The 19524-nt window shown below is 71.1% G+C and carries 16 protein-coding genes and 1 pseudogene; 5 read left to right on the top strand and 12 right to left on the bottom strand.

Annotated elements, in window-relative coordinates:
* Positions 1–558: IclR family transcriptional regulator (locus ACZ6S5_RS23580; protein ID WP_466003732.1), on the bottom strand; the 558-nt coding region annotated here is incomplete at its 3' end.
* A gap of 270 nt (positions 559–828) precedes the next feature.
* Between ACZ6S5_RS23580 and ACZ6S5_RS23575 the strand changes: the two genes are divergently transcribed.
* Positions 829–2292 (top strand): hypothetical protein, encoded by a 1464-nt coding sequence (locus tag ACZ6S5_RS23575; protein ID WP_466003731.1) that lies wholly within the window; start codon positions 829–831, stop codon positions 2290–2292.
* Here ACZ6S5_RS23575 and ACZ6S5_RS23570 read toward each other — a convergent pair.
* The 5 genes from ACZ6S5_RS23570 to ACZ6S5_RS23550 all read right to left on the bottom strand — a co-directional run bounded on the left by ACZ6S5_RS23570 (position 2282) and on the right by ACZ6S5_RS23550 (position 7737).
* Entirely contained in the window at positions 2282–3124 is an 843-nt protein-coding gene (locus ACZ6S5_RS23570; RefSeq protein WP_466003729.1) for a carbohydrate ABC transporter permease, read from the bottom strand. The genes ACZ6S5_RS23575 and ACZ6S5_RS23570 overlap by 11 nt on opposite strands.
* Positions 3117–4094 carry a carbohydrate ABC transporter permease gene (locus ACZ6S5_RS23565; RefSeq protein ID WP_466003727.1) on the bottom strand — a complete coding sequence of 326 codons (978 nt, stop codon included), beginning with the start codon at positions 4092–4094 and terminating at the stop codon, positions 3117–3119. The genes ACZ6S5_RS23570 and ACZ6S5_RS23565 overlap by 8 nt, the downstream gene beginning before the upstream one ends.
* 49 nt (positions 4095–4143) lie before the next feature.
* Positions 4144–5493 (bottom strand): ABC transporter substrate-binding protein, encoded by a 1350-nt coding sequence (locus tag ACZ6S5_RS23560; protein WP_466003725.1) that lies wholly within the window; start codon positions 5491–5493, stop codon positions 4144–4146.
* A 139-nt stretch (positions 5494–5632) separates the two neighbouring features.
* Positions 5633–6646, bottom strand: coding sequence for an acyltransferase domain-containing protein (locus tag ACZ6S5_RS23555; RefSeq protein WP_466003724.1), 1014 nt, complete (start codon positions 6644–6646; stop codon positions 5633–5635).
* A gap of 131 nt (positions 6647–6777) precedes the next feature.
* Complete coding sequence (locus tag ACZ6S5_RS23550) at positions 6778–7737, bottom strand: helix-turn-helix transcriptional regulator (protein WP_466003723.1); 960 nt, start codon at positions 7735–7737, stop codon at positions 6778–6780.
* A 61-nt stretch (positions 7738–7798) separates the two neighbouring features.
* Between ACZ6S5_RS23550 and ACZ6S5_RS23545 the strand changes: the two are divergent.
* Both ACZ6S5_RS23545 and ACZ6S5_RS23540 read left to right on the top strand, forming a co-directional pair.
* Positions 7799–8373: pseudogene (locus ACZ6S5_RS23545) on the top strand (DinB family protein).
* Positions 8374–8386: 13 nt separating this feature from the next.
* On the top strand, positions 8387–8824 hold the full coding sequence (locus ACZ6S5_RS23540; RefSeq protein ID WP_466003722.1) for a VOC family protein: 438 nt from the start codon (positions 8387–8389) through the stop codon (positions 8822–8824).
* A gap of 7 nt (positions 8825–8831) precedes the next feature.
* On the opposite strand, the gene ACZ6S5_RS23535 is transcribed toward ACZ6S5_RS23540, so the two are convergent.
* Together ACZ6S5_RS23535 and ACZ6S5_RS23530 are read right to left on the bottom strand one after the other, a co-directional pair.
* Positions 8832–9719 carry a galactose-binding domain-containing protein gene (locus ACZ6S5_RS23535; protein WP_466003720.1) on the bottom strand — a complete coding sequence of 296 codons (888 nt, stop codon included), beginning with the start codon at positions 9717–9719 and terminating at the stop codon, positions 8832–8834.
* A gap of 27 nt (positions 9720–9746) precedes the next feature.
* A complete protein-coding gene (locus ACZ6S5_RS23530; protein WP_466003718.1) occupies positions 9747–11354 on the bottom strand; it encodes an alkaline phosphatase D family protein in 1608 nt (535 codons plus the stop codon).
* Between the two features lie 400 nt (positions 11355–11754).
* On the opposite strand from ACZ6S5_RS23530, the gene ACZ6S5_RS23525 reads away from it, so the two are divergent.
* Positions 11755–13905: a sialate O-acetylesterase gene (locus tag ACZ6S5_RS23525; RefSeq protein ID WP_466003716.1), complete on the top strand. Its 2151-nt coding sequence runs from the start codon at positions 11755–11757 to the stop codon at positions 13903–13905.
* A gap of 105 nt (positions 13906–14010) precedes the next feature.
* Complete coding sequence (locus ACZ6S5_RS23520) at positions 14011–14643, top strand: CG0192-related protein (protein WP_466003714.1); 633 nt, start codon at positions 14011–14013, stop codon at positions 14641–14643.
* 87 nt (positions 14644–14730) lie between these two features.
* Here the strand turns inward: ACZ6S5_RS23520 and ACZ6S5_RS23515 are convergent, their stop codons facing one another.
* Genes ACZ6S5_RS23515 through ACZ6S5_RS23500 form a run of 4 tightly spaced genes read right to left on the bottom strand, consistent with a single transcriptional unit; the run spans position 14731 to position 19410 of the window.
* Complete coding sequence (locus tag ACZ6S5_RS23515) at positions 14731–15429, bottom strand: copper homeostasis protein CutC (RefSeq protein WP_466003712.1); 699 nt, start codon at positions 15427–15429, stop codon at positions 14731–14733.
* A complete protein-coding gene (locus ACZ6S5_RS23510; protein WP_466003710.1) occupies positions 15426–17516 on the bottom strand; it encodes an ABC transporter ATP-binding protein in 2091 nt (696 codons plus the stop codon). Before ACZ6S5_RS23510 ends, ACZ6S5_RS23515 begins: the two co-directional genes overlap by 4 nt.
* 14 nt (positions 17517–17530) lie before the next feature.
* On the bottom strand, positions 17531–18454 hold the full coding sequence (locus ACZ6S5_RS23505; protein WP_466003708.1) for an ABC transporter permease: 924 nt from the start codon (positions 18452–18454) through the stop codon (positions 17531–17533).
* Complete coding sequence (locus tag ACZ6S5_RS23500; protein ID WP_466003706.1) at positions 18451–19410, bottom strand: ABC transporter permease; 960 nt, start codon at positions 19408–19410, stop codon at positions 18451–18453. The genes ACZ6S5_RS23505 and ACZ6S5_RS23500 overlap by 4 nt, the downstream gene beginning before the upstream one ends.
* Between the last annotated feature and the right edge of the window lie 114 nt (positions 19411–19524).

The following is a 19524-nucleotide window of genomic DNA, read 5'->3' as shown; positions in this document are numbered from 1 at the left end:
GCGACTCGCGTACTCGTTGCGCCCACCCGAGTACACCTCTCGCCGGACCCCCCCCCCCCCCCCCCCCCCCCCCCCCCCCCCCCCCCCCCCCCCCAGCCGGGGCAGCAACGCCGCGAGTTCGTCCTCCGGCAGGTACGCCGCGATGGCCCGGCCGAGGGCCGTCAGGTTGAACGGCGAGACCTTGCCGGGGTACGTGTCGAACTGGATGAAGCCGGCCGTCGCCGCCTTGGCGACGTAGACGACGCTCGCCCCGTCCAGCACCCCGATGTGGACCGGCATGCTCAGTTCGTCGGCGAGCGCCCGCATCTCCGGCTGCGCCACCGAGGACAGGTCGACCTTCCGGACGAGCTGGCTGGCCAGGCCGTACAGCCGCAGCGTGGGCCGCCAGAAGTGGCTGCGGCCGACGACGCGCCGGGTCGCGTACCCGCGGCGTTCCAGGGTGTAGGCGATGCTGGCGCAGGTCGCGAGCGGGATCCGGGTGGCCTTGGCCAGCGCGGTGAGCGTGAGTTCCTCGTCGGCGGCGACCAGTCGTTCGAGGACCGTCAGTGCGCGGTCCACGGCTGGTGACGGTGCGCGTTCCGCAGCGTCCGCCTGCTCAGGCATCGCCATACGGGGCTCCTCCATGTCCGCCGGACGCGACCGGCCCGTTGTCGTATTGAGCGTACGGCGCGCCAGCTTCCGCGCACCGTTCCGGGACGTCGTCCGATGGCCGGATGGGGACCGTTGCCAGAACGACCACCGTCGCCCTACCGTATCTACAGCATTGCATTCGCATGTTCCAAATACCGTACGGACAGCCGCTGAGGCTGCCTCGTGAGGAGCTGGCATATGCCGTCGTCGAGCTCGACCACCCGGTCCCGCCCCTGGGTGCCCGACGGAGGGGTCCGCGCCGTCCTGGTCGGCGGCAACACCGTCGGCGCCGCGGTCCGCGAGAGCCGGCCACGGGCGGATGGCTACCGGCACATCGACACGCCCGCGTTGATCGCGCGCCTGCGTGAGCTGAGGGTCACCACCTACCTGTACGGCGTGTGGGACAGCGCGACCGACTGGGACGACCTGTGCGAGGAGTTCCTACCTGCGGCCGCGCACGCCGGCATAGACGTCTGGCCGTACCTGGTGCCCCCGTCCGAGACCGACGAGAACGGCCGCGCCTCGCGGCCCTACCTCACCGACTACGTCGCGTGGGCACAGGCCGTCGCCGAGGCGTCCCTGCGGTACCCGAACCTGACCGGGTGGGCGATCGACGACTTCGAGTTCGAGGTGAACGCCCGCCTCTTCACCCGCGACTACATGGCCCGGATCCGCCGCACCCAGCAGGCGATCAACCCGGACCTCGGCTTCTTCACCTGCGTCTACTACCGGGTGGCGCTCGACGATGCCTTCCTCGACAAGTACGCCCCGTTCATCGACGGCGTGATCTATCCGTACCTCGACGGCCCGAACCACAACACCCAGGCGGCCGACTCGCTGCGCAGCTGCCTGACCCGGATCCGCGCGAAGACCCGCCCCCGCGGCCTGGACCTGGTGCTGCTCGTCTACGCCGGACGGTTCCTGGCCGCGCCCCTCGGGCCGACGGAGTCGTACGTGCGCCGGGCGTTGACGACGGGCCTCGCGTGCGCGGCCGAGGACGTCATCGAGGGCGTCATCGCCTACGGCACCCAGCTCGACGACGCGCCCACGATCGCCAGTGACAACAAGGCGATGTACGGCGTCGGCCGGCTCAGCCTGGCCCTGCCGTCCGAACGCACGGTCCCGGCCGGCACCTGGGCGCAGGCCAGCCAGGTGATCCACCCGGACCCCACGGCGGCGCGCTACGAGCTGTCGTTCTGGCACTTCGACCAGTTCGCGGCGAACATCCCGCCGGCGGGCCGGGTGGTGAAGGAAGTCCTCATCGACGATGAGGTCGTGTGGCGGTGCGACATCCACGACGAACCGTGGCACCTGTGGATTCAGGGGCACAGCCTGCAGGGCCCGATCGACCTCACCACCTCGCTCGCCGGCAAGGCGACCGCCACCCTCACCCTGCGGCTGCGCGTGGCCCGGGAGGTCATCGACCCGGGACTCGACATCGGCTTCGATCACCTGGAATCCATCGGCTTCCCGCTGGCCAATCCCGGCTTCGAGGAGCCGACGGGGTGGGACCTGAGCGACAGCGGGGGTGCGGCGGTGGCGGCCATCGACATCTTCGTTCCCGACCGGCCACGCCGCATCCGGCACACCGTCGCCGACTGCTTCGCCGGCCGCCCCGCTCCCGCCGGACCCACGACGGTCGGAATCGACGTCAGCCCTTGAACGCCCCGGCGAGCACGCCGCGGATGAAGTAGCGCTGGAACGCCAGGAACAGGATCGCCATCGGCAGCAGGCTGAACATCGCCATCGCGGTGATCCCGTTGACGTTCTGGGAGAACTGCGTGTTGCTGGTGGCCATGCCGACGGTGATCGTCTTCATGTCGTCCGACTGGGCCATCAACAGCGGCCAGAGGAAGCTGTTCCAGTTGGCCACGAAGACGAAGATGGCGAGGACGGCCATCGGCTGCAGGCACAGCGGCAACACCACGCTGCGGAAGACACGGAACTGTGAAGCGCCGTCGATGCGGGCCGCGTCCATCAGCGAGTCGGGGATCTTGAGGATGAACTGACGCAACAGGTAGACCCCGAACGGACCGGCAATGGCCGGCACGATCAGTCCCGCGTAGGTGTCGACCAGGTGCAGCCGGTTGGCGATCAGGTAGGTGGGCAGCAGGGTCACCGACACCGGCAGCATCAGGGTGGCCAGGAGCAGCCCGAAGGCGGCGGGCCGGCCGGGAAACGGCAGCTTGGCGAAGGCGAACGCGGCCAGCACGTCGACCGCCACGGTGAGCACGGTGACCAGGGCGCCGACCATCAGGCTGTTCATGATCCAGCGCAGCACCAGCGGGTCGCCGAGCAGGGCGCTGTAGTTGGCCGTCGTCCAGTTCTCCGCGGCCAGCGAGAAGTCGGAGAACACGCTGGAGCGTACGGACGCCAGGGCGACCAGCAGGATCGGAGTCGCGCACAGCAGCACGGCCAGGACCGCGCCGGCGTGGGTGCCGACCACGACACCGAGGGGTCGCCGGCGACGCCGGCGCGGCGGCGCCTCACTCATAGTCGGCACCATCCGATCGGGTACGGCCGATGAAGACGGCGGAGATGACCGCGGTGACGAGCAGCAGGATGATGCTCATCGTGGCGGCGTACGACAGCGAGCCGCCGTTGAAGGCGCTCTGGTAGATGTACCACATGGCGGTGTAGGTGGCGGTGCCCGGACCGCCGTTGGTCAGGACGAAGACCAGGTCGAACACCTGGATGCTGTTGATGGTGACGAGGATGAGCACCAACTGCAGCACCGGCCGTACCAGCGGCAGCTTGATCGCGGTGAACAGCCGCCAGCCGGACGCGCCGTCGATGCGCGCGGCCTCCAGCACGGCGGTCGGGATGTTGTTGAAGCCGGCCATGAAGATGACCGAGTAGAAGCCGCAGGTGCTCCAGAGCGTGATCAGCGCGAGAAAGACCATGGCGACGGTGCCGTCGGTCAACCACGGCACGTCGATGTTGAGCGCCCGGGAGAAGAGCGCGTTCAGCGGGCCGTACTCGGAGTCGACCATGATCTTCCAGATCAGACCGGTGGCCACGACGGACAGCAGCGAGGGCAGGTAGATGAGGGTCCGGTAGGCGCTCATCCCGCGGATCGAGCTGGCCAACAGGAGCCCGACCAGCATGGTCACCACGATGGTCAGCGGGACGCAGATGAGCATGAACAGGGCCGTGTTCAGCAGCGTCTGGCGGAACAGGCCGTCGGTGAAGACGGTGCGGTAGTTCTCCAGGCCGGCGAAGCTGAGGCCGCTCAGCAGCGAGCCGCGCTGGAAGGTCAGCACGACCGTGTAGCCGAACGGCGCGAGCACGAAGAACGCGAAGACGACGGCCTTCGGGACCAGGAAGGGCACCGCCTGAGCCAGGTCGGTGAGGCTACGGCGCAGCCGCACCGACCTGGGACGCCGGCTCGGGACCGGAGCGCTCGGAGCCCCGGCGGGGACGTCGGCGGGGGCCAGCGTTCGGTCTGGGACGTTGACGCTCATCGCCGGTCGTCTGGCCGGCGTCCAGGGCGCCTCCGCGGGGGCATCGCGCTCACTTGGCCGCCTTCGCCATCTGCTTGATCTGCTTCGAGGCCTCGTCGATCATGGCGTCCATGCTCTGCCGGCCGAGCAGGAAGTCGTTGATCTTCCCGACGAGGTACTCCTGCGGCTGGTAGGGCAGAATGCGCGTGATCTTGACGTACTTCGACAGGCCGGCCGCCGCGTTCATGAACGCGGTCATGCGCGGGTCGTCGAGGCCGTCGTAGTAGTTGTTCGGCTGGGGGCGTACCGGCTTGGCCAGGATGAGCTTGTTGAAGTCCTGCAGCGGCTTGTCGTCGACCAGGTACTTGACGAGGTCGAGCGCGCCGCTCCGGTTCCTGGCCTTCGCGGAGACGGAGAGGAAGCCGCAGGCGCCGACGATGTACTGCCCGCCCGGCCCGGACGGCGGGTCGAGGACCTTGATCCGCAGCTGCGGGTACTGCTTGGCGTACTCCGCGGTGAACCCTTCGGACCAGGCCATCGCCGCCTTGCCCGACATCACCGCGGCCTGCCACCGCACGTCCTCGGAGTAGAGGTTGGGTGGGGTGGCGGCGCCGGAGTCGAGCATCGCCTTCATGTGGCGCAGGGCCGCGCGGCCCGCGTCGTCGTTGAAGCCGATGTCCATCCCGTCGGCGGAGATGTAGTCCGAGCCGAAACTCCAGAAGTAATGCCAGAGGTAGTTCTCCTGGATGGGCGGTGAGGGCGCCCAGCACATGCCGTAGGTCTCGACGTTGCGGGCGTCGTATCCGCTCTCCCCCAGCTTCCGGCCGTTCTTGTCGAAGGTCATCGCCTGGGCGAAGGGGATCAGGTCGTCGTAGGTCTTCGGCAGGGTCGGCTTGCCGGCCTTCTCCCACACCGCCTCGTTGAGGGCGAGCACCCAGTAGCCGCCGACGTAAGGCAGGCCGAGCAGTTCGCCCTTGGGTCCTTCGGCGGCCTTGACGTAGTCCGGGTTGACCCCGTCGAGGAACTTGTCGGTGAATCCCTTGTCCAAGGCGCGGAAGTCGGCGAGCACGCCGGTGCTGCGCCACTTGTTCATCCAGGGAATGATCTGGTAGGTCACGTCGGGCGGGTTGCCACCGGAGAAGGCGGCGGTGTACTTCGTCAGCGCGTCCTCCCACGGCACCACCACGTTGTCCAGCGCGGTGCCGGAGTGCGCCTTCTGGTAGCCGGCCTTGACGTTGTCGAGGAAGGCCTGCATCCGGGACAGTTCCGCGTTGGGCGGAACCCAGTAGGTGACCTTGCTCGATGAGGAACCGCCGCCGCTGCCACCGCAGCCACCGAGCGCGGCCGCCCCGCCCAGCGCCCCGGCCAGGGCGAGGAAGCGTCGACGGCTGATGGCCGCTGCCAGCTCGTGTTGTCTCATGTCGACTCCTGTCCTGCATGCCGGTGATCCGCTGCCCGTGCGAGGTGGAGCTATCTACAGCATTTGAGAGACATGATCGCTCTATCGAAGATAGTAGGGGTGACGGCGGTCACGAATCAAGGCTCGCCCGGCGGTCCGATCAGCCCTCCCACGTGCCCGTCTGCAGGGGGAACCAGCCCGTGCGGAACGTCCACACCCGACCCGCCCGGATGTGGTCGATCACTGCCCGCTGGAGCGTCGTGTCGCGGGGTAGCCGGTCGAGTTCCGACAGCGGTCTGTTGAAGACGAACTGCACCATCGTGGCGGAGTCGTCGGCGCCGGACGACGGCAGCAGCCGGAACCGGCGCTGGAACCGCAGGATGTTCGACTCCGCCGGCAGGTACTCCGTCAACTGCTCGTCGAGCAGCCAGCTCACGCAGGTGGCGAAGCGACACGGTTCCTCGGGGAAGTTTCGGGGAAAGAAGTCGCGGGCCCGGACGAGGGCGTCGTCGACCGACGCCGGGGACAGGGTTCCGGCCGGGATGTGCAGGCCGAGCGACGGTTCACCTCGGCGCGGAAAGTCGTCCCCGAGCTCGCCCGCCGCGCCGGCGTCGAACCAGATCCGCTGCCGCTCGACATGCAGCCGGCCGAGGGCGTAGATGGCGCCTCTGAAGTGCACGGTCAGCCACTTGTCGGTGTGCAGCCCGCCCTGCCCGTGCACGGCGCGGTGGTAGGCCATCTGGGTGCCGAGCGCGGAGAGGATCCGCCACGACAGGTCCGGTGGCACACCCCGGCTCCGGTGGTAGCGGCGGACCGCGGGCAGCGTCGCCACGAACACCCACGGATACAGGTAACGGGCGGTCGGCCCGAGGTCGGGCGGGAGCCGCGGCCAGGGCGGAAACGGTCCCGGCTCTCCCATTCGTCGTACCAGCTGGGCTCGGCACCGGGTGAGCAGCCACCACAGGGCCGGATGCCGGTCCGGGGCCGGCCGGGCGGCGGCCATCTCCCGACGGTCCACCTCGGCCAGGCCGAGCCTGCCGAGCAGGACATCCGTCCGGCTCGGCGCGGGCAGCGTCGTTGCCGGCGGACCACTGACGCCGGCCAGCGACACCAGCGCCTCCCGCGCCGTCTCCGGGAGGAGAAGCTCCCGCATCACCGTCTCGACGTCGCCCATCACCAGCCTCTCCCTTCCACCGGGCGGGAAGCAGACTCGTCACCGTCGATGATCGCTGATCTCCGGGAACGCCGCTGCCCCGCACGTCCGGCAGGCGAGCGCGGATGCAGGGCAGGGACCGACCGGCTCCGTCAGCCGGCTCCGGCCATCGTCGCGAGGCGGCGGGCGAGCCGGGCGGCGGCCGCCTGCAGCTCCGGCGGCTCCAGCACCTCCGCCTCGAAGCCCAGCCGGGCCACCTGCACGGCGAGCCAGTCCACGTTCTCCCCGCCGACGACGAGCACGCACCACCCGTCGCGGTCGTCCTCGACGCGCCCCACCTGGGGCGGCACCAACTCCCGCACCCGGTCGGGCCGGGCGTGCACCCGCACCCGGGCGAGGTACCGGTACGGCGACTCCGTCACAGACCGCTGCACGTAGGCGACCGGGTCCGGATGCTCCCGCACCCGGAAGCGCCACGTCGTCGCCACCAGCTCGTGCATCCGGTCCAGCCGGAAGGTGCGCCAGTCGTCGCGGTCGACATCCCACGCCATCAGGTACCAGCGGCGGCCGGTGGTGACCATCCGCACCGGCTCGACCGTACGTTCGCGCTCCCCGCCGTCGCGGCCGGCGTACCGGAAGCGCACCCGTACGGCGTCGCGACAGGCTCGCGCGAGGGTCACCAGCAGCTCCGGGTCGATCTCGATCCCGGGGTCGACGAGGGTCTCGGTGGCGCCGTGCACCGCCCGTACCGCGGCGCGCAGCCGGGACGGCATCACCTGGTCGAGCTTCGCGAGCGCGCGCAGGGCCGCCTCGCCCGCCCCGGCGACCGTGCCGCCCGACGCCAGCCGCAGGGAGACCGCCACCGCGATCGCCTCCTCGTCGTCGAGGAGCAGCGGCGGCAGCCGGGTGCCCGCACCGAGCTGGTAGCCGCCGCCGACGCCCGCCGTGGCGTGCACGGGGTAGCCGAGCGTGCGCAGCCGCTCCACGTCGCGGCGCACCGAGCGGTCGGTCACCCGCAGCTCGGCCGCGAGCTCGGCGGCGGTCCAGGACGCCCGCCGTTGCAGCAGCGCCAGCAACCGCAGCACCCGCTCGGTCGTCGCCTCGACGGTCACCGGCCCATCGTCGCACGGATCACGGAACGATCCTGTCCGCTATCCGCGGAAGGCTGGCACCATGACCGACCAGACCTGGAACCTCCTGCTCCGCGACCAGCTCGCCTGGCACTCTGGACGAGCCAGCTGCGCGATCGCCTCGACGGGCTCACCGACGACGAGTACTTCTGGGAACCGGTGCCCGGTTGCTGGAACGTGCGCCCGCGCGGCACCGGCACCGCACAGGTGCAGGCCGGGTCCGACGCGATGACCATCGACTTCGCGATGCCGGTCCCCGACCCGCCACCGTTCACGACGATCGCCTGGCGACTCGGACATGTGATCGTCGGCGTGCTCGGCATGCGCAACGTGGCGCACTTCGGTCGCCCGCCCACCGACTACCGGTCCTTCGAGTACGCCGCGACCGCGACCGCGGCGCTGGACCAGCTCGACACGGAGTACGCCGCGTGGCTTGCCGGGGTCGAGTCCCTCGGCGAAACCGACCTCGCCCGCCCGTGTGGGGCGGCGGAGGGACCGTACGCCCAGCGTCCAATGGCCGCGTTGGTGCTGCACATCAACCGCGAACTGATCCATCATCTGGCCGAGGTGTGCCTGCTCCGCGACCTCCACCTGCACACCCACCCGCAGACCCGATAGGAGGCGAGCTGAGATGGCCCGCGACGTCCAGATCACTTTCGACTGCGCCGACCCGGCCGGGTTGGCGGCCTTCTGGGCCGAGGCGCTCGGCTACCGGCTGCAGGACCCGCCCGCCGGCTTCGCGTCATGGGAGCAGGCGCTGGAGGCGATGGGCGTGCCGCCCGAGCGCCGCAACGACGCCTCGGCGGTGGTCGACCCGGAGGGCTCCGGGCCGCGGCTGTTCTTCCAACGGGTGCCGGAGCGCAAGCACGCCAAGAACCGGGTGCACCTCGACGTGCGAGCCGCCCCCGGGCTCACGGGCGACGCGCGGATGGCGGCCCTGGAGGTGGAGGCCGAACGGCTCGTCTCCCACGGCGCCACCCGGCTCAGGCGTCACGAGCCCGCTCCCCCGCTCGGCGCCGGTCACCTCGTGATGGCCGACCCCGAGGGCAACGAGTTCTGCCTCGACTGATCGGTGGCTAACCCTCGTAGACCTCGAGTTCGACGACGGTGGAGTAGGCGTAGCCGTTGGTGGCGAGCATGACGATGCGTACGGCGGTCGCGGTGACCGGCTCGAACCGGGCGCTGTACAGGCCGGCCCAGTGTCCCCGGACCTGCGCGACCGTCTGCCACCCGGCGCTGGTCAGCGCCTGGACGTCCCAGTCCCGCAGCGCGAACTGCCGTTGCGCGTGGGTGTAGAGGTCGACCCGGCCGATACGGGCCGGCTCCGCCAACGTCGTCTCGATCTGGTCAGGGAACTCGCCGGGCGTGGCGTCCGCCCACGCGGTGGCCGGCCGGTGGTAGCCCTCCACGGTATAGGTCCGGTTGCCGTCGACTGCACCGCACGGCGCCAGCAGGCCGTTGGTCGACGAGGCGGCGGTCTCCTGACCGAGGGCGAGGTTGCGAGCGGGGTCGCTCGGCGGTCTCGACACCACCACCGGGACCGCGAGGCGCTCATGTCCGGCCTCCAGCCGCACCGTGTACTCACCGGGCGGCGTCTGGCGAGGAACGAGGACCTGGACCGGCACCGTGACGTCGTGGTCGGCCGGCACGTACGTCGTGATGGTGTCCCGGGAGACCTGCAGCGGCGCGTCGGGGCGGATGAAGGCGGTGGCGTAGGACGGCCCGGAGGACGGGTTGTGGAAGCCGACGGTCAGCGTGGCCGGCAGGCACGGGCGGGGCAGCAGGTCCAGCTGCTGGGGCGTCACGGCCAGGGTGGCCACCCGCTCCTGCTCGCCTCCGGGCTTCGCCCCGGCGCGGTCGTAGAGGGCGATTCCCGCCAGTGGCACGGCGACGAGCAGGGCCGCGGCCGCGGCCTTGACGGTCGCCATGACGGTGGAGTCCGGCACGAGGTCAACCTCCTTCATGCGAGCGGGGACACCACGGCACCCCGGTCATCCGAACTGCAGCCCGGGCCGCCCGTTCTCGACGACGAGGGTGGCGTCGGTACGGATCGGCGCTCCCGGCCGGCTGACGTAGGGAAGGACCTTGAAGTCGGTCCGCCACTGCTGGGGCGTCAGGGTGCAGCGGACGTATCCGCGCTGGACGTTGTAGTACTTGATGTGCGGGAGCTGGCTGGCCAGCGCGTCGCGGGCCGGATCGGTGTCCGAGCCGTCGCCGGAGCTGCTGATCGACGTGCCGACCAACTCGACGGCGACGGTCGCCGAGTCCGGGTCGTCGAAGTTGGCCTTCACGTCGCAGGCGTTGTTGGCGTGGATGTCGCCGGTGAGCACGACCGGGTTGCGCACCTGTCGTTCCTGCAGGAAGTTCACGATCCGGTTCCGGTTCGCCTCGTAGCCGTCCCACTGGTCCATGACGTACAGCTCCTTCGCGTCGTCGGGGTCCAGGTCGAGCTGGGAGAAGAAGACCTGCTGCGCGAGCACGTTCCAGGTGGTCGGGGAGGTCGAGAGCCCGTCCAGCAGCCACATTTCCTGGGCGGCGCCGAGCATGGTGCGGTTGGGGTCGCGGGTCTGCTCGTTCGGCGGGTCGTTGCCGTCGTTGTTGGCCTGGTCGCTGCGGTACTGGCGGGTGTCGAGCACGTTGAACTGCGCCATGTCGCCGTAGGTGAATCGGCGGTACAAGGGCATGTCCGGGCCCTGGGGCAGCTGGGTGAGCCGCATCGGCATGTGCTCCCAGTACGCCCGGAAGGCGTTGGCGCGGCGCACGAGGAACTGCTCGATGCTCTCCTGCGGGTAGTAGTACGAGTACTCCCCCGCCCAGTTGCTGAGGACCTCGTGGTCGTCGAGGGTCACGATCCACGGGAAGGCGGCGTGGGCGGCCTGCAGGTCGGGGTCGGTCTTGTACTGCGCGAACCGGATCCGGTAGTCGTCCAGGGTCTCGAGGAAACGGGCCGGAGCGTGCCCCCGGCCGAGCGTCCCCTGGTCGGGGCCCTCGTAGATGTAGTCCCCGAGATGGAGGACGACGTCCAGGTCCTCCTGGCACATGTGCTGGTAGGCGGTGTAGTAGCCCACGACGCGATGCTGGCAGGAAGCGAAGGCGAAGTTCAGGGTGGCCAGTGACGCGCCGGCGGCGGGCGCGGTCCTGGTGCGTCCCACCGGCGAGACGTCCGCCCCGACCATGAAGCGGTAGAAGTACTCGGCCGACGGTCGCAGGCCCCGGACGTCGACGTGGACGGAGTGCGCGTACTCCGGGTCGGCGTTGGCGACGCCGCGGCGGACCACCCTGCGGAACCGGTCGTCCTCGGCCACCTCCCAGAGGACGGGGACCATCTTGTCGTACGGCATGCCGCCGAACGGGTCCAGCGGCTCCGGGGCGAGACGCGTCCAGATCACCACTCCGTCCGGCAGCGGGTCGCCGGACGCGACGCCGAGGGTGAACGGGTAGTCGCGCGGACGCTCGGTGCTCGCCGCGGTGGCGGGCAGCTTCGCGCCCAGGGCCAGCGCGGCCGCGGCCCCGGTGACCGTCAGGAACCGTCGCCGGGCCAGCTTGGCCGCCAACAGCGGCTCCGCCGGGAGCCGGTTCGCCATGGCAGTGCTGTTCACGCCTGTTCTCCCATCGGTCTCGGCACCCCGTCCCGCCCGATGGCTCGCAGCCGGCAGCCCTGCGCACCCCGTCCGGCGGGGTGCACACCCCCGATCGGCGCCGGGCCCCAGCTACGAGATCGGGACCACCTACATCTAGGTATCTTCGATATATCGAATATATCTTCGGCGATCGACGTTGTTCAGCATGTCAGGAGAAGGCAGGGCGTGTAAAGACTCCCGAGCGTCGTGTCGGAGTCGGCCCGACCACGGATCTCCCGCTCGTCGCCCCTCAGTGCGCCCCCGTCGCGGCGATCCGACCACTCACCGCACGGAGATTGCAGTTCGTGAATGTCCGTTGGTAGGCATGGGCACGTCGTTCCGGCGGACGCGAACTACGACCTTGCTGGAGGTACGAGTCATGCCCCGTCCACACTTCTCCCTCAGGCTCCGCGACGCGGCGCCGCAACGGCCCGGCGTCGCTCTCGCCACGGCCGGCCTGCTCCTACTGTCGTCGATCGCGGTGGTGTCCGGGCCTGCGGCCGCCGTCAGCCCCACGCCCACCGTCAACGAGGCGGTCGATGACACGGCCTGCTCCGCGGACGTCGACGGCGCGAGCGATTTCACCCCCGTCCTCTCGCTCGATCTCCCGACCCAGGCGAGGTGGCTCAACCAGACGCCGCCGTACACCTTCGACCGCACCGACACGGTGGCTGCCGGCTTCGACCGGGTCGGCTACTGCCTCGAGCTGGACGGGCCGGCGGGACCGCAGTGGGTCTGGACGGCCATGGAGCCGTTCACCACGGACGCACACCGGCTCGGGCTGCCGACCCGCACCGGCGAGATCACCCGCCAGCGGGTCAACGACCTGGACGTCGCCTCCAACGTTCCCGGCGTGAGCGCGGGGACCGGCCTGGCCGGCTACCTGGAGATGTGGCCCAACACCTACAGCGCGGGCTCGTCCCGGCAGATCTCCGGCGCCTCGTCCGCGCTCTACGACGCCGACGACACCGTGAACTCCTCCGGCGGATACGGATCCTTCCAGGTGCACCAGGTCGGGGCCGGCCGCCCCTCGCCGGTCGCGCCGCGCACGGTTCTGGCGGTCAACACCTTCACGTCGAGCGGAGCGGCGCTCTCCCTCGGCATCGGCGCCGCGCCGACCGGTCATCCGGACTGGACGTTCGCCGGCAACGCCGGCACGTTCACCCAACGGCGGCTGACCGTATACGCCCGACCCTCGGTGCTGACCCTGGACCAGCACCCGCAGGACCGTCAGTTGTACCCCCGGGACGCCGCGAACGGCGCCACCGTGCCGGTGTCCGGCATGATCACCGATCCGCGCGTCAAGGCGGTTCAGCTCCAGGTCACCAGCGGCGACGACGAGTGGACCTACACGGCCGAGGTCACCGACCGGCGCGACTTCGCGTTCCGCCCCCGCATCGACGCCGCACTGCGTGAGTACCGGCTCGAGCTACGCGCGCTGGGCGCCCAGGTGACCCGCACAGTGGGCGTCTGGGAAGGCATCGTGGCCGGCGACGTGTTCGTCATCCAGGGCCAGTCCAACGCCGTGTCGGCCACCTACAAGGGCTCCTCCGCCAGCGAGGAGTCGCCGTTCATCCGCAGCTACGGGTCTCCCACCGCGGATCCCGTCCTGTCGGCGGCGGACCGGCACTGGAACTACGCCGGCAGCGAGGTCACCAACCAGCCCGGCTCGATCGGGCAGTGGGGCATCCGGATGGCCCGGCGCATCACGGACACCTACCAGGTGCCGGTGGCCATCGTCAACGGCGCGCACGGCGGCCGGCCGATCTCATTCTTCCAGCGCAACGACGCAGACCCGGACGACATCAGCACCAACTATGGCCGGCTGCGCCAACGCCTGGTGGGCGCCGGGGTGCTGGGCGACGTCCGCGGGCTGCTCTGGTACCAGGGCGAGTCCGACAACGACAACGCCGCCGTACACGTCACCGGCTTCACCACGCTGCTCGACGACTGGCGAGCCGAGCTGGGAGCCGATGTCGCCGAGGGGACCCGGTACTTCGTCTACCAGGTGCGCACGTCGCCCTGTAGCAACAGCACCACCGGCGCGCTGCGCGAGGCGCAGCGGCAGATGGGCGACACGCTCGGCGTGACTTTGCTGTCGACCAACGGCCTCTCCGGACACGACGGCTGCCACTACGCCTGGGAGCAGGGCTATCGGGAGATGGGCGACCACACGTTCGCGGTGGTGGCACGCGACCTTTACCACGGACCCGGCGAAGGGGTCGCCCCGCCGAACCCGAGCACCGCGACGTTCTCGAACGCCGAGCGCACGGAGATCACCATCCAGTTGCGCAGCGACGACCCGCTGACGGTCGAGCCGGGTTCGGCGGCCGACTTCCGGGTCAACGGGACCACGGTCACCGTGACGGAGGTCGGGTACCTCGCCGGCGGCCGGCTGAAGCTGACCCTCTCCGCCCCGGCCGACGAAGCGACCGGCGTGAGTTACCTCAGTCATCTGCGGACCGGCCCCTGGATCGTCAACGCGACCGGCAGCGGCCTGCTGACCTTCTACAACCTGCCGATCGCCTGACCCCGAGACAGCGAGGACGCGGTCGCCGGCAGCGGCCGCGTCCTTTCTGCCTGCCCGGCCGACCGCGGTGCCGCCGCCCGGTTCGGCGGTCCCTATGATCCGTGGATGGCTTTGCTGCACCGGGCGGAACTGCGTCCCACGAAACTGGAACTCCTGGCCGCCTGGCTGCCCGGCCGCCCCTGGTTCGAGGGAGAGGCTGGCGCCGACGTCGAGCGGGTCGCGGCGTACCGGTTCGACGACCCGGCCGGTGAGGTCGGGATCGAGACCATCCTCGTACGGGCCGGGTCCGGGCCGATCCTCCAGGTGCCGCTGACCTATCGGGGTGGATCGCTGGACGGTGCCGAGCCGTGGCTCGTCGGCACCTGCGAGCACTCGGTGCTGGGCCGGCGCTGGGTGTACGACGCCTGCGGCGACCCGGTGTACGCCGCCGCCCTGGCCGGCGCCGTCCTCGCCGGCGCCAGACAGGCCGAGGAGTACTTCGAGGTGGACGGCCGACGCGAGAGCCGGGCCCCGAGCATGGTGATCACCGCCGACCGCCCACAGGAGGCCGGCGTCCCCCGGATCCGATCGATCGACCGGGTCGAGGACGACGACGTGACCCGGATCGTCTGCGGGCCGGTCGAGCTGGCCGTGGTCCGACGGGTCGGTGCGCACACCAGTCTGCCGGGCGATCGGCTGACCGGTACGTGGGCGGGCCAGTCCACTCCGTTGCCGCTGGCGTACGCCTCGCTCCGCTGACGCCCGCCCACGCCGCTCGGCACGCAGGGTGACCTGACCGGCCGCGGCGTGGTTCCGGCCCGGGACGGGCGCTGAGGGAGCGACCCGTCAGCGGGCGCGCATGACGGCGACGACCCGGCGTACCTCGTCGCCGTCGGTCGCCTCGCGTCCGTCGCGCTGCACCGGTGCCCGCAGGTGCACCTCCCGCGCCCCGGTCTCCGCGAGCACCTGGCCGACGTTGTGCGACCGGACGCCGCCGCCGGCGATGACCCGCAACCGGTCGCCGGCCCGCCGCCGCAGCGCCGCGATCCGGACGGCGCCGGCCAGCGCGGTGGGCGCCGCGCCCGAGGTGAGCACCGCGTCGGCCCCGAGGTCGATGATCTCCTCGACTGCCCGTAGCTGGTCACCGACCTCGTCGAAGGCCTTGTGCACGGTCACCGGCAGCGGCCCCGCCGCGTTGATCAGACGCCGCAGCACGGGCAGGTCGAGGCCGCCGTCGGCGGTGAGGGCACCGACCACCACCCCGACCTCGAGACCGTGCGGGTTGGGCAGGCCGCGGACGGCCCCGATGTCGGCGAGCATGACCCGCTCCTCGATCCCGGTCACCCGGAAGTCGCCGCCCCGGGGACGGACCATGACCCGTACCCCCACCCGGCGCAACGTCCGCAGGGCGACCGCCACCGTTCCCAGGCTGGGGGTGGTGCCGCCCTGGCCGAGGTCGGCGCAGAGCTCCAGCCGGTCGGCCCCGGCCGCCTCGGCCACCAGGGCGGTCGGCACGTCGCTCACGCAGATCTCGACCGTGGTCACGCGGCCGCCCCGGCCCGGGCGGACGCCGCGCTCGACTCGGGACGCAGCGGGAAGTGGCAGGCCACCTGGTGCCCGTCACCGGCCAGCGGCGGCTCCGTCCCGCAGATCTCCTGCGCGAGGGGGCAGCGGGTCCGGAACCGGCACCCGGTGGGCGGGTTCAGCGCGCTGGGCAGCTCGCCCCGGATGGTGACGCCGTCGCGAGCGGTCGCGGCGTTCGGCGTGATGGAGGGGACGGCGTCGATGAGCGCCTGCGTGTACGGATGCCGCGCGGCCCGGACCACGTCCCGGGCGGGCCCGACCTCGACGAGCTTGCCGAGGTACATGACGCCGATCCGGTCCGCCATGTAGTCGACGACCGACAGGTCGTGGCTGATGAACACGTACGCCAGGCCGAGTTCGCGCTGCAGGTCCCGCATGAGGTTGAGGACCTGCGCCTGGATCGACACGTCCAGCGCGCTCACCGGCTCGTCGCCGACGATCAGCCGGGGTTGCAGGGCCAGCGACCGGGCGAGCCCGATGCGCTGCAACTGGCCGCCGGAGAACTCGTGGGGGTAGCGCTCCAGGACCCGCCGCGACAGCCCCACCTGGTCGAGCAGGGTGGCGATCCGGGCCCGCCGCGCGGACCCGTCGCTCACCCTCTGGATCTCGAGCGGTTCGGCTAGGATGGCGTCGACGCGCATCCGCGGGTTCATCGCGGCGTAGCTGTCCTGGAACATCAGTTGGACCTGCCGGTGCATGCGGCGGCGCTCCCGCCCGGCCAGGCCGGCGAGGTCCGTACCGTCCAACATGATCTGCCCGGCGGTCGGCCGCTCCAGCCCGACGGCCAGCCGGCCCACGGTGGACTTGCCGCAGCCGGACTCGCCGACCAGCCCGAAGGTCTCCCCGGGGCCGACGTCGAACGAGACGCCCGCCACGGCGCTCACCTGCCCGGCGCTCGGGCGCAGCAGCCCTCGGCCCTGCGCCGCGTAGTTCTTGACCAGCGCCCGCACCGACAGGACCGGGGTGGCCGCCGGCTCGCCGGGTGCGGCCGTCGGGCCGGCCTGCTCCGGCGTGGGCTCGATTCGTACCGGGGTCGACCGGGTGACCGGTGCGGCGGGCGTGGTCGGCACCGGGTGCAGGCAGGCGTGCGGGTGCTCGCCGGCCGAGAGGGCGATCTCGCCGCTGCGGCACTCGTCGGTGACGTGCCGACAGCGGGGCGCGAACCGGCAGCCGGTCAGCGGCCGGGACAGGTCCGGCGGCAGTCCCGGGATGCTGTAGAGCCGGGCGTGTGCCCCGGTCTCCCGGATCGCCGACTCGGGGAGCGCCTCCAACAGCGCCTCGGTGTAGCGGTGCCGGGGTGAGCGGAACAGCTGCTCGGTCGCGGCGGTCTCCACCACGCGTCCGGCGTACATGACGGCGACCCGGTCGGCGCGGCCGGCGATCACGCCAAGGTCATGGGTGACCAGGATGACCGCCATCCCGAACTCTTCCCGCAGGTCGTCGATGAGTTCGAGGATCTGCCGCTGGGTGGTGACGTCGAGGGCCGTGGTCGGCTCGTCGGCGATGAGCAGGCGCGGGGAGCAGACCAGTGCCATCGCGATGGCGACCCGCTGCCGCATCCCGCCGGACAACTCGTGCGGATAGTTGTCGACGATCCGGTCCGGGCGCGGCATCCCGACCCGGCGCAGCATCTCGATGGTCCGCTCGCGGGCCTCCGCCCGGCCGACTCCCTCGTGCACCCGGAGCGGTTCGGCGACCTGGACCCCGATCCGCATGGTCGGGTTGAGCGAGGTGAGCGGGTCCTGGAAGACCATGCCCATCCGAACACCACGGACCCGGCGTACCGCGTCGGCGGGCAGCGAGCGCAGGTCGCGGCCCTCGAAGAGGATCTGTCCCCCGGACAACCGGCCGCCGGCCGGCAGCAGGCCCATGATCGACAGCGCCGTCATCGTCTTGCCGCTGCCCGACTCGCCCACGACGCCGAGGGTCTCCCCCGGCATGACCTGGAGGCTTACCCCGTCGAGGGCGTGCACCGTACCGCGGCGCAGCGCGATGTCGGTGTCGAGATCGCGCAGTTCCAGCAGGGGCTGGACGGTCGATTCGCTCATTCTTCTGCTCCTGCTCAGCGTCGCCGGAGGCGGACCTCGAAGGCGTCCCTCAGCCCGTCGCCGATGAAGTTGAAGGCGAGGACGATGAGGATGATGGCGATTCCCGGCGGGTACAGCAGCCACCAGTGGCCGCTGTAGGTGTCCGCCAGGCCGTCGGAGAGCATCCCGCCCCAGTTCGCCGCCGGCGGCGGGACGCCGAGGCCGAGGAAGGACAGGTACGCGACGTAGAGGATCGCGTCGGCGACCTGGAAGGTCGCGTTGACGATCACGGTGCCGATGGCGTTCGGCACGATGTGCCGGCGCACGGCACGGCCGCCGGTGCCGCCCATTCCCCGCATGGCCTGGACGTATTCGCGGGAGCGCAGGGTCAGCGCCTCACCCCGGACCAGGCGGGCCGGTCCCAGCCAGGCGAAGGCGCCGATGATGACGATGAGCATCGGCACGCTCGGGGTGACGATGGCGGCGAGCAGCATGAAGAGGAACAGCGACGGGATCGACATCATCGCGTCGACCACCCGCATCATCGCCGCGTCCACCCACCCGCCGACGAACCCGGCGACGGCGCCCCAGAGCGTGCCCAGTGCGGTGGCGAGGATCCCGGCCGCGAGCCCGACGATGATCGAGGTCTGGCCGCCGAGCATGAGCCGCCCCAGCTGGTCGTAGCCGACCCCGTCGGTGCCGAGCGGATGCCCCTTCTCGCCCGGCGCCAGGTGCACGGCGGTGAGATCCGTGTGCACCTGGTCGGTGTGGTAGAAGAGTGGGCCGAGGAAGCAGATCCCGGCCAGCAGGACGAACAGGCCCAGGCCGACCAGGGCGAGCCGGTTCTCGCAGAAGACGACCAGCCCCTGCCGCCAGAGGCCGCGTACCGGCGCGTCGGCCGCGTCGGCCGGCTGGTCGGGGGCGGTGCCGGGGCGGACCGCCTCGGAGAGTGTGCTCATGACTCGCCTCCACGCAGTCGGACCCGGGGATCGACGGCGGCGTAGAGCAGGTCGGCGACCAGCGCGCCGACGACCGTCGCGATCGAGATGATGACGGTGACCCCGAGCAGGATCGGGAAGTCACGCTTCAACGCCGCCTGCCAGAACAGCTGCCCCATGCCGGGAAAGTTGAACAACGACTCGACGACCAACGCCCCGCTGAACAGTGCCGGCAGGTACATCCCGAGCAGCGCGATGACCGGGAACAACCCGTTGCGCAGAGTGTGCCGCAGCAGGACCCGCCGCTCGGAGAGCCCCTTACTGCGGGCGGTGCGGACGTAGTTCTCGTTGAGGTTGTCGACCATGGCGGAGCGGACGTACCGCGAGTAGACCGCGATGGTGACGATGGCGAGCGTGACGGTGGGCAGGACCAGCCCGGCCGGATCGGCGAGCACCTCCGCCACCGTGAACCCCTGCGGCGCCTCCGGCGGCAGGATCGGCCAGACCTGCGAGAACAGGATGATCATCATGAGGCCCATGAAGAAGATGGGCGTGGCGTACGCCAGCAGCGACAGCGAGGTGATGGCGTAGTCGGGCCACCGGTTGCGGCGTACCGCCTGGATCACGCCGAGCGGGATCGCCAGCACGATGGCGAGCAGGGTCGACAGCAGCGACAGCACCATGGTCTTCGGCAGCCGCTGGCTGATCGCCTCGACGACCGACTGGTTGAGCTGGTACGAGTAGCCGAGATCGCCGTGCACCAGGCGTTGCACGTACATGCCGTACTGCTGGAGCCAGGATCGGTCGTAGCCCATCTCGTGGTTGAACGCCGCCAACTGCTCCAGCGTCGCCTCCTTGCCGAGAGTGGCCCGTGCCGCGCCCCCGGGCAGCAGGTGCAGGATGAGGAACGCGATCACCGTAACGATCACGACGACGACGAGGGCCTGGCCCAGGCGCGTGATGAGGTACCGGACCACGTGGGCGGTTCCTCCTCCCCGGTCGGGGGGGGGGGGGGGGGGGGGGGGGGGGGGGGGGGGGGGGGGGGGGGGGGGGGGGGGGGGGGGGGGGGGGGGGGGGGGGGGGGGGGGGGG

The organism is Micromonospora sp. NPDC051924, from assembly GCF_055586005.1.
Note: the sequence above shows the minus strand (reverse complement) of the source record. Positions and strands in the feature narration are given on the sequence as shown.

Coding starts and splice junctions, on each gene's coding strand:
- ACZ6S5_RS23575 (WP_466003731.1), top strand. CDS start 829: ATGCCGTCGTCGAGCTCGACCACCCGGTCCCGCCCCTGGGTGCCCGAC.
- ACZ6S5_RS23570 (WP_466003729.1), bottom strand. CDS start 3,124: ATGAGTGAGGCGCCGCCGCGCCGGCGTCGCCGGCGACCCCTCGGTGTC.
- ACZ6S5_RS23565 (WP_466003727.1), bottom strand. CDS start 4,094: ATGAGCGTCAACGTCCCAGACCGAACGCTGGCCCCCGCCGACGTCCCC.
- ACZ6S5_RS23560 (WP_466003725.1), bottom strand. CDS start 5,493: ATGAGACAACACGAGCTGGCAGCGGCCATCAGCCGTCGACGCTTCCTC.
- ACZ6S5_RS23555 (WP_466003724.1), bottom strand. CDS start 6,646: ATGGGCGACGTCGAGACGGTGATGCGGGAGCTTCTCCTCCCGGAGACG.
- ACZ6S5_RS23540 (WP_466003722.1), top strand. CDS start 8,387: ATGGCCCGCGACGTCCAGATCACTTTCGACTGCGCCGACCCGGCCGGG.
- ACZ6S5_RS23535 (WP_466003720.1), bottom strand. CDS start 9,719: ATGAAGGAGGTTGACCTCGTGCCGGACTCCACCGTCATGGCGACCGTC.
- ACZ6S5_RS23525 (WP_466003716.1), top strand. CDS start 11,755: ATGCCCCGTCCACACTTCTCCCTCAGGCTCCGCGACGCGGCGCCGCAA.
- ACZ6S5_RS23520 (WP_466003714.1), top strand. CDS start 14,011: ATGGCTTTGCTGCACCGGGCGGAACTGCGTCCCACGAAACTGGAACTC.
- ACZ6S5_RS23510 (WP_466003710.1), bottom strand. CDS start 17,516: ATGAGCGAATCGACCGTCCAGCCCCTGCTGGAACTGCGCGATCTCGAC.
- ACZ6S5_RS23505 (WP_466003708.1), bottom strand. CDS start 18,454: ATGAGCACACTCTCCGAGGCGGTCCGCCCCGGCACCGCCCCCGACCAG.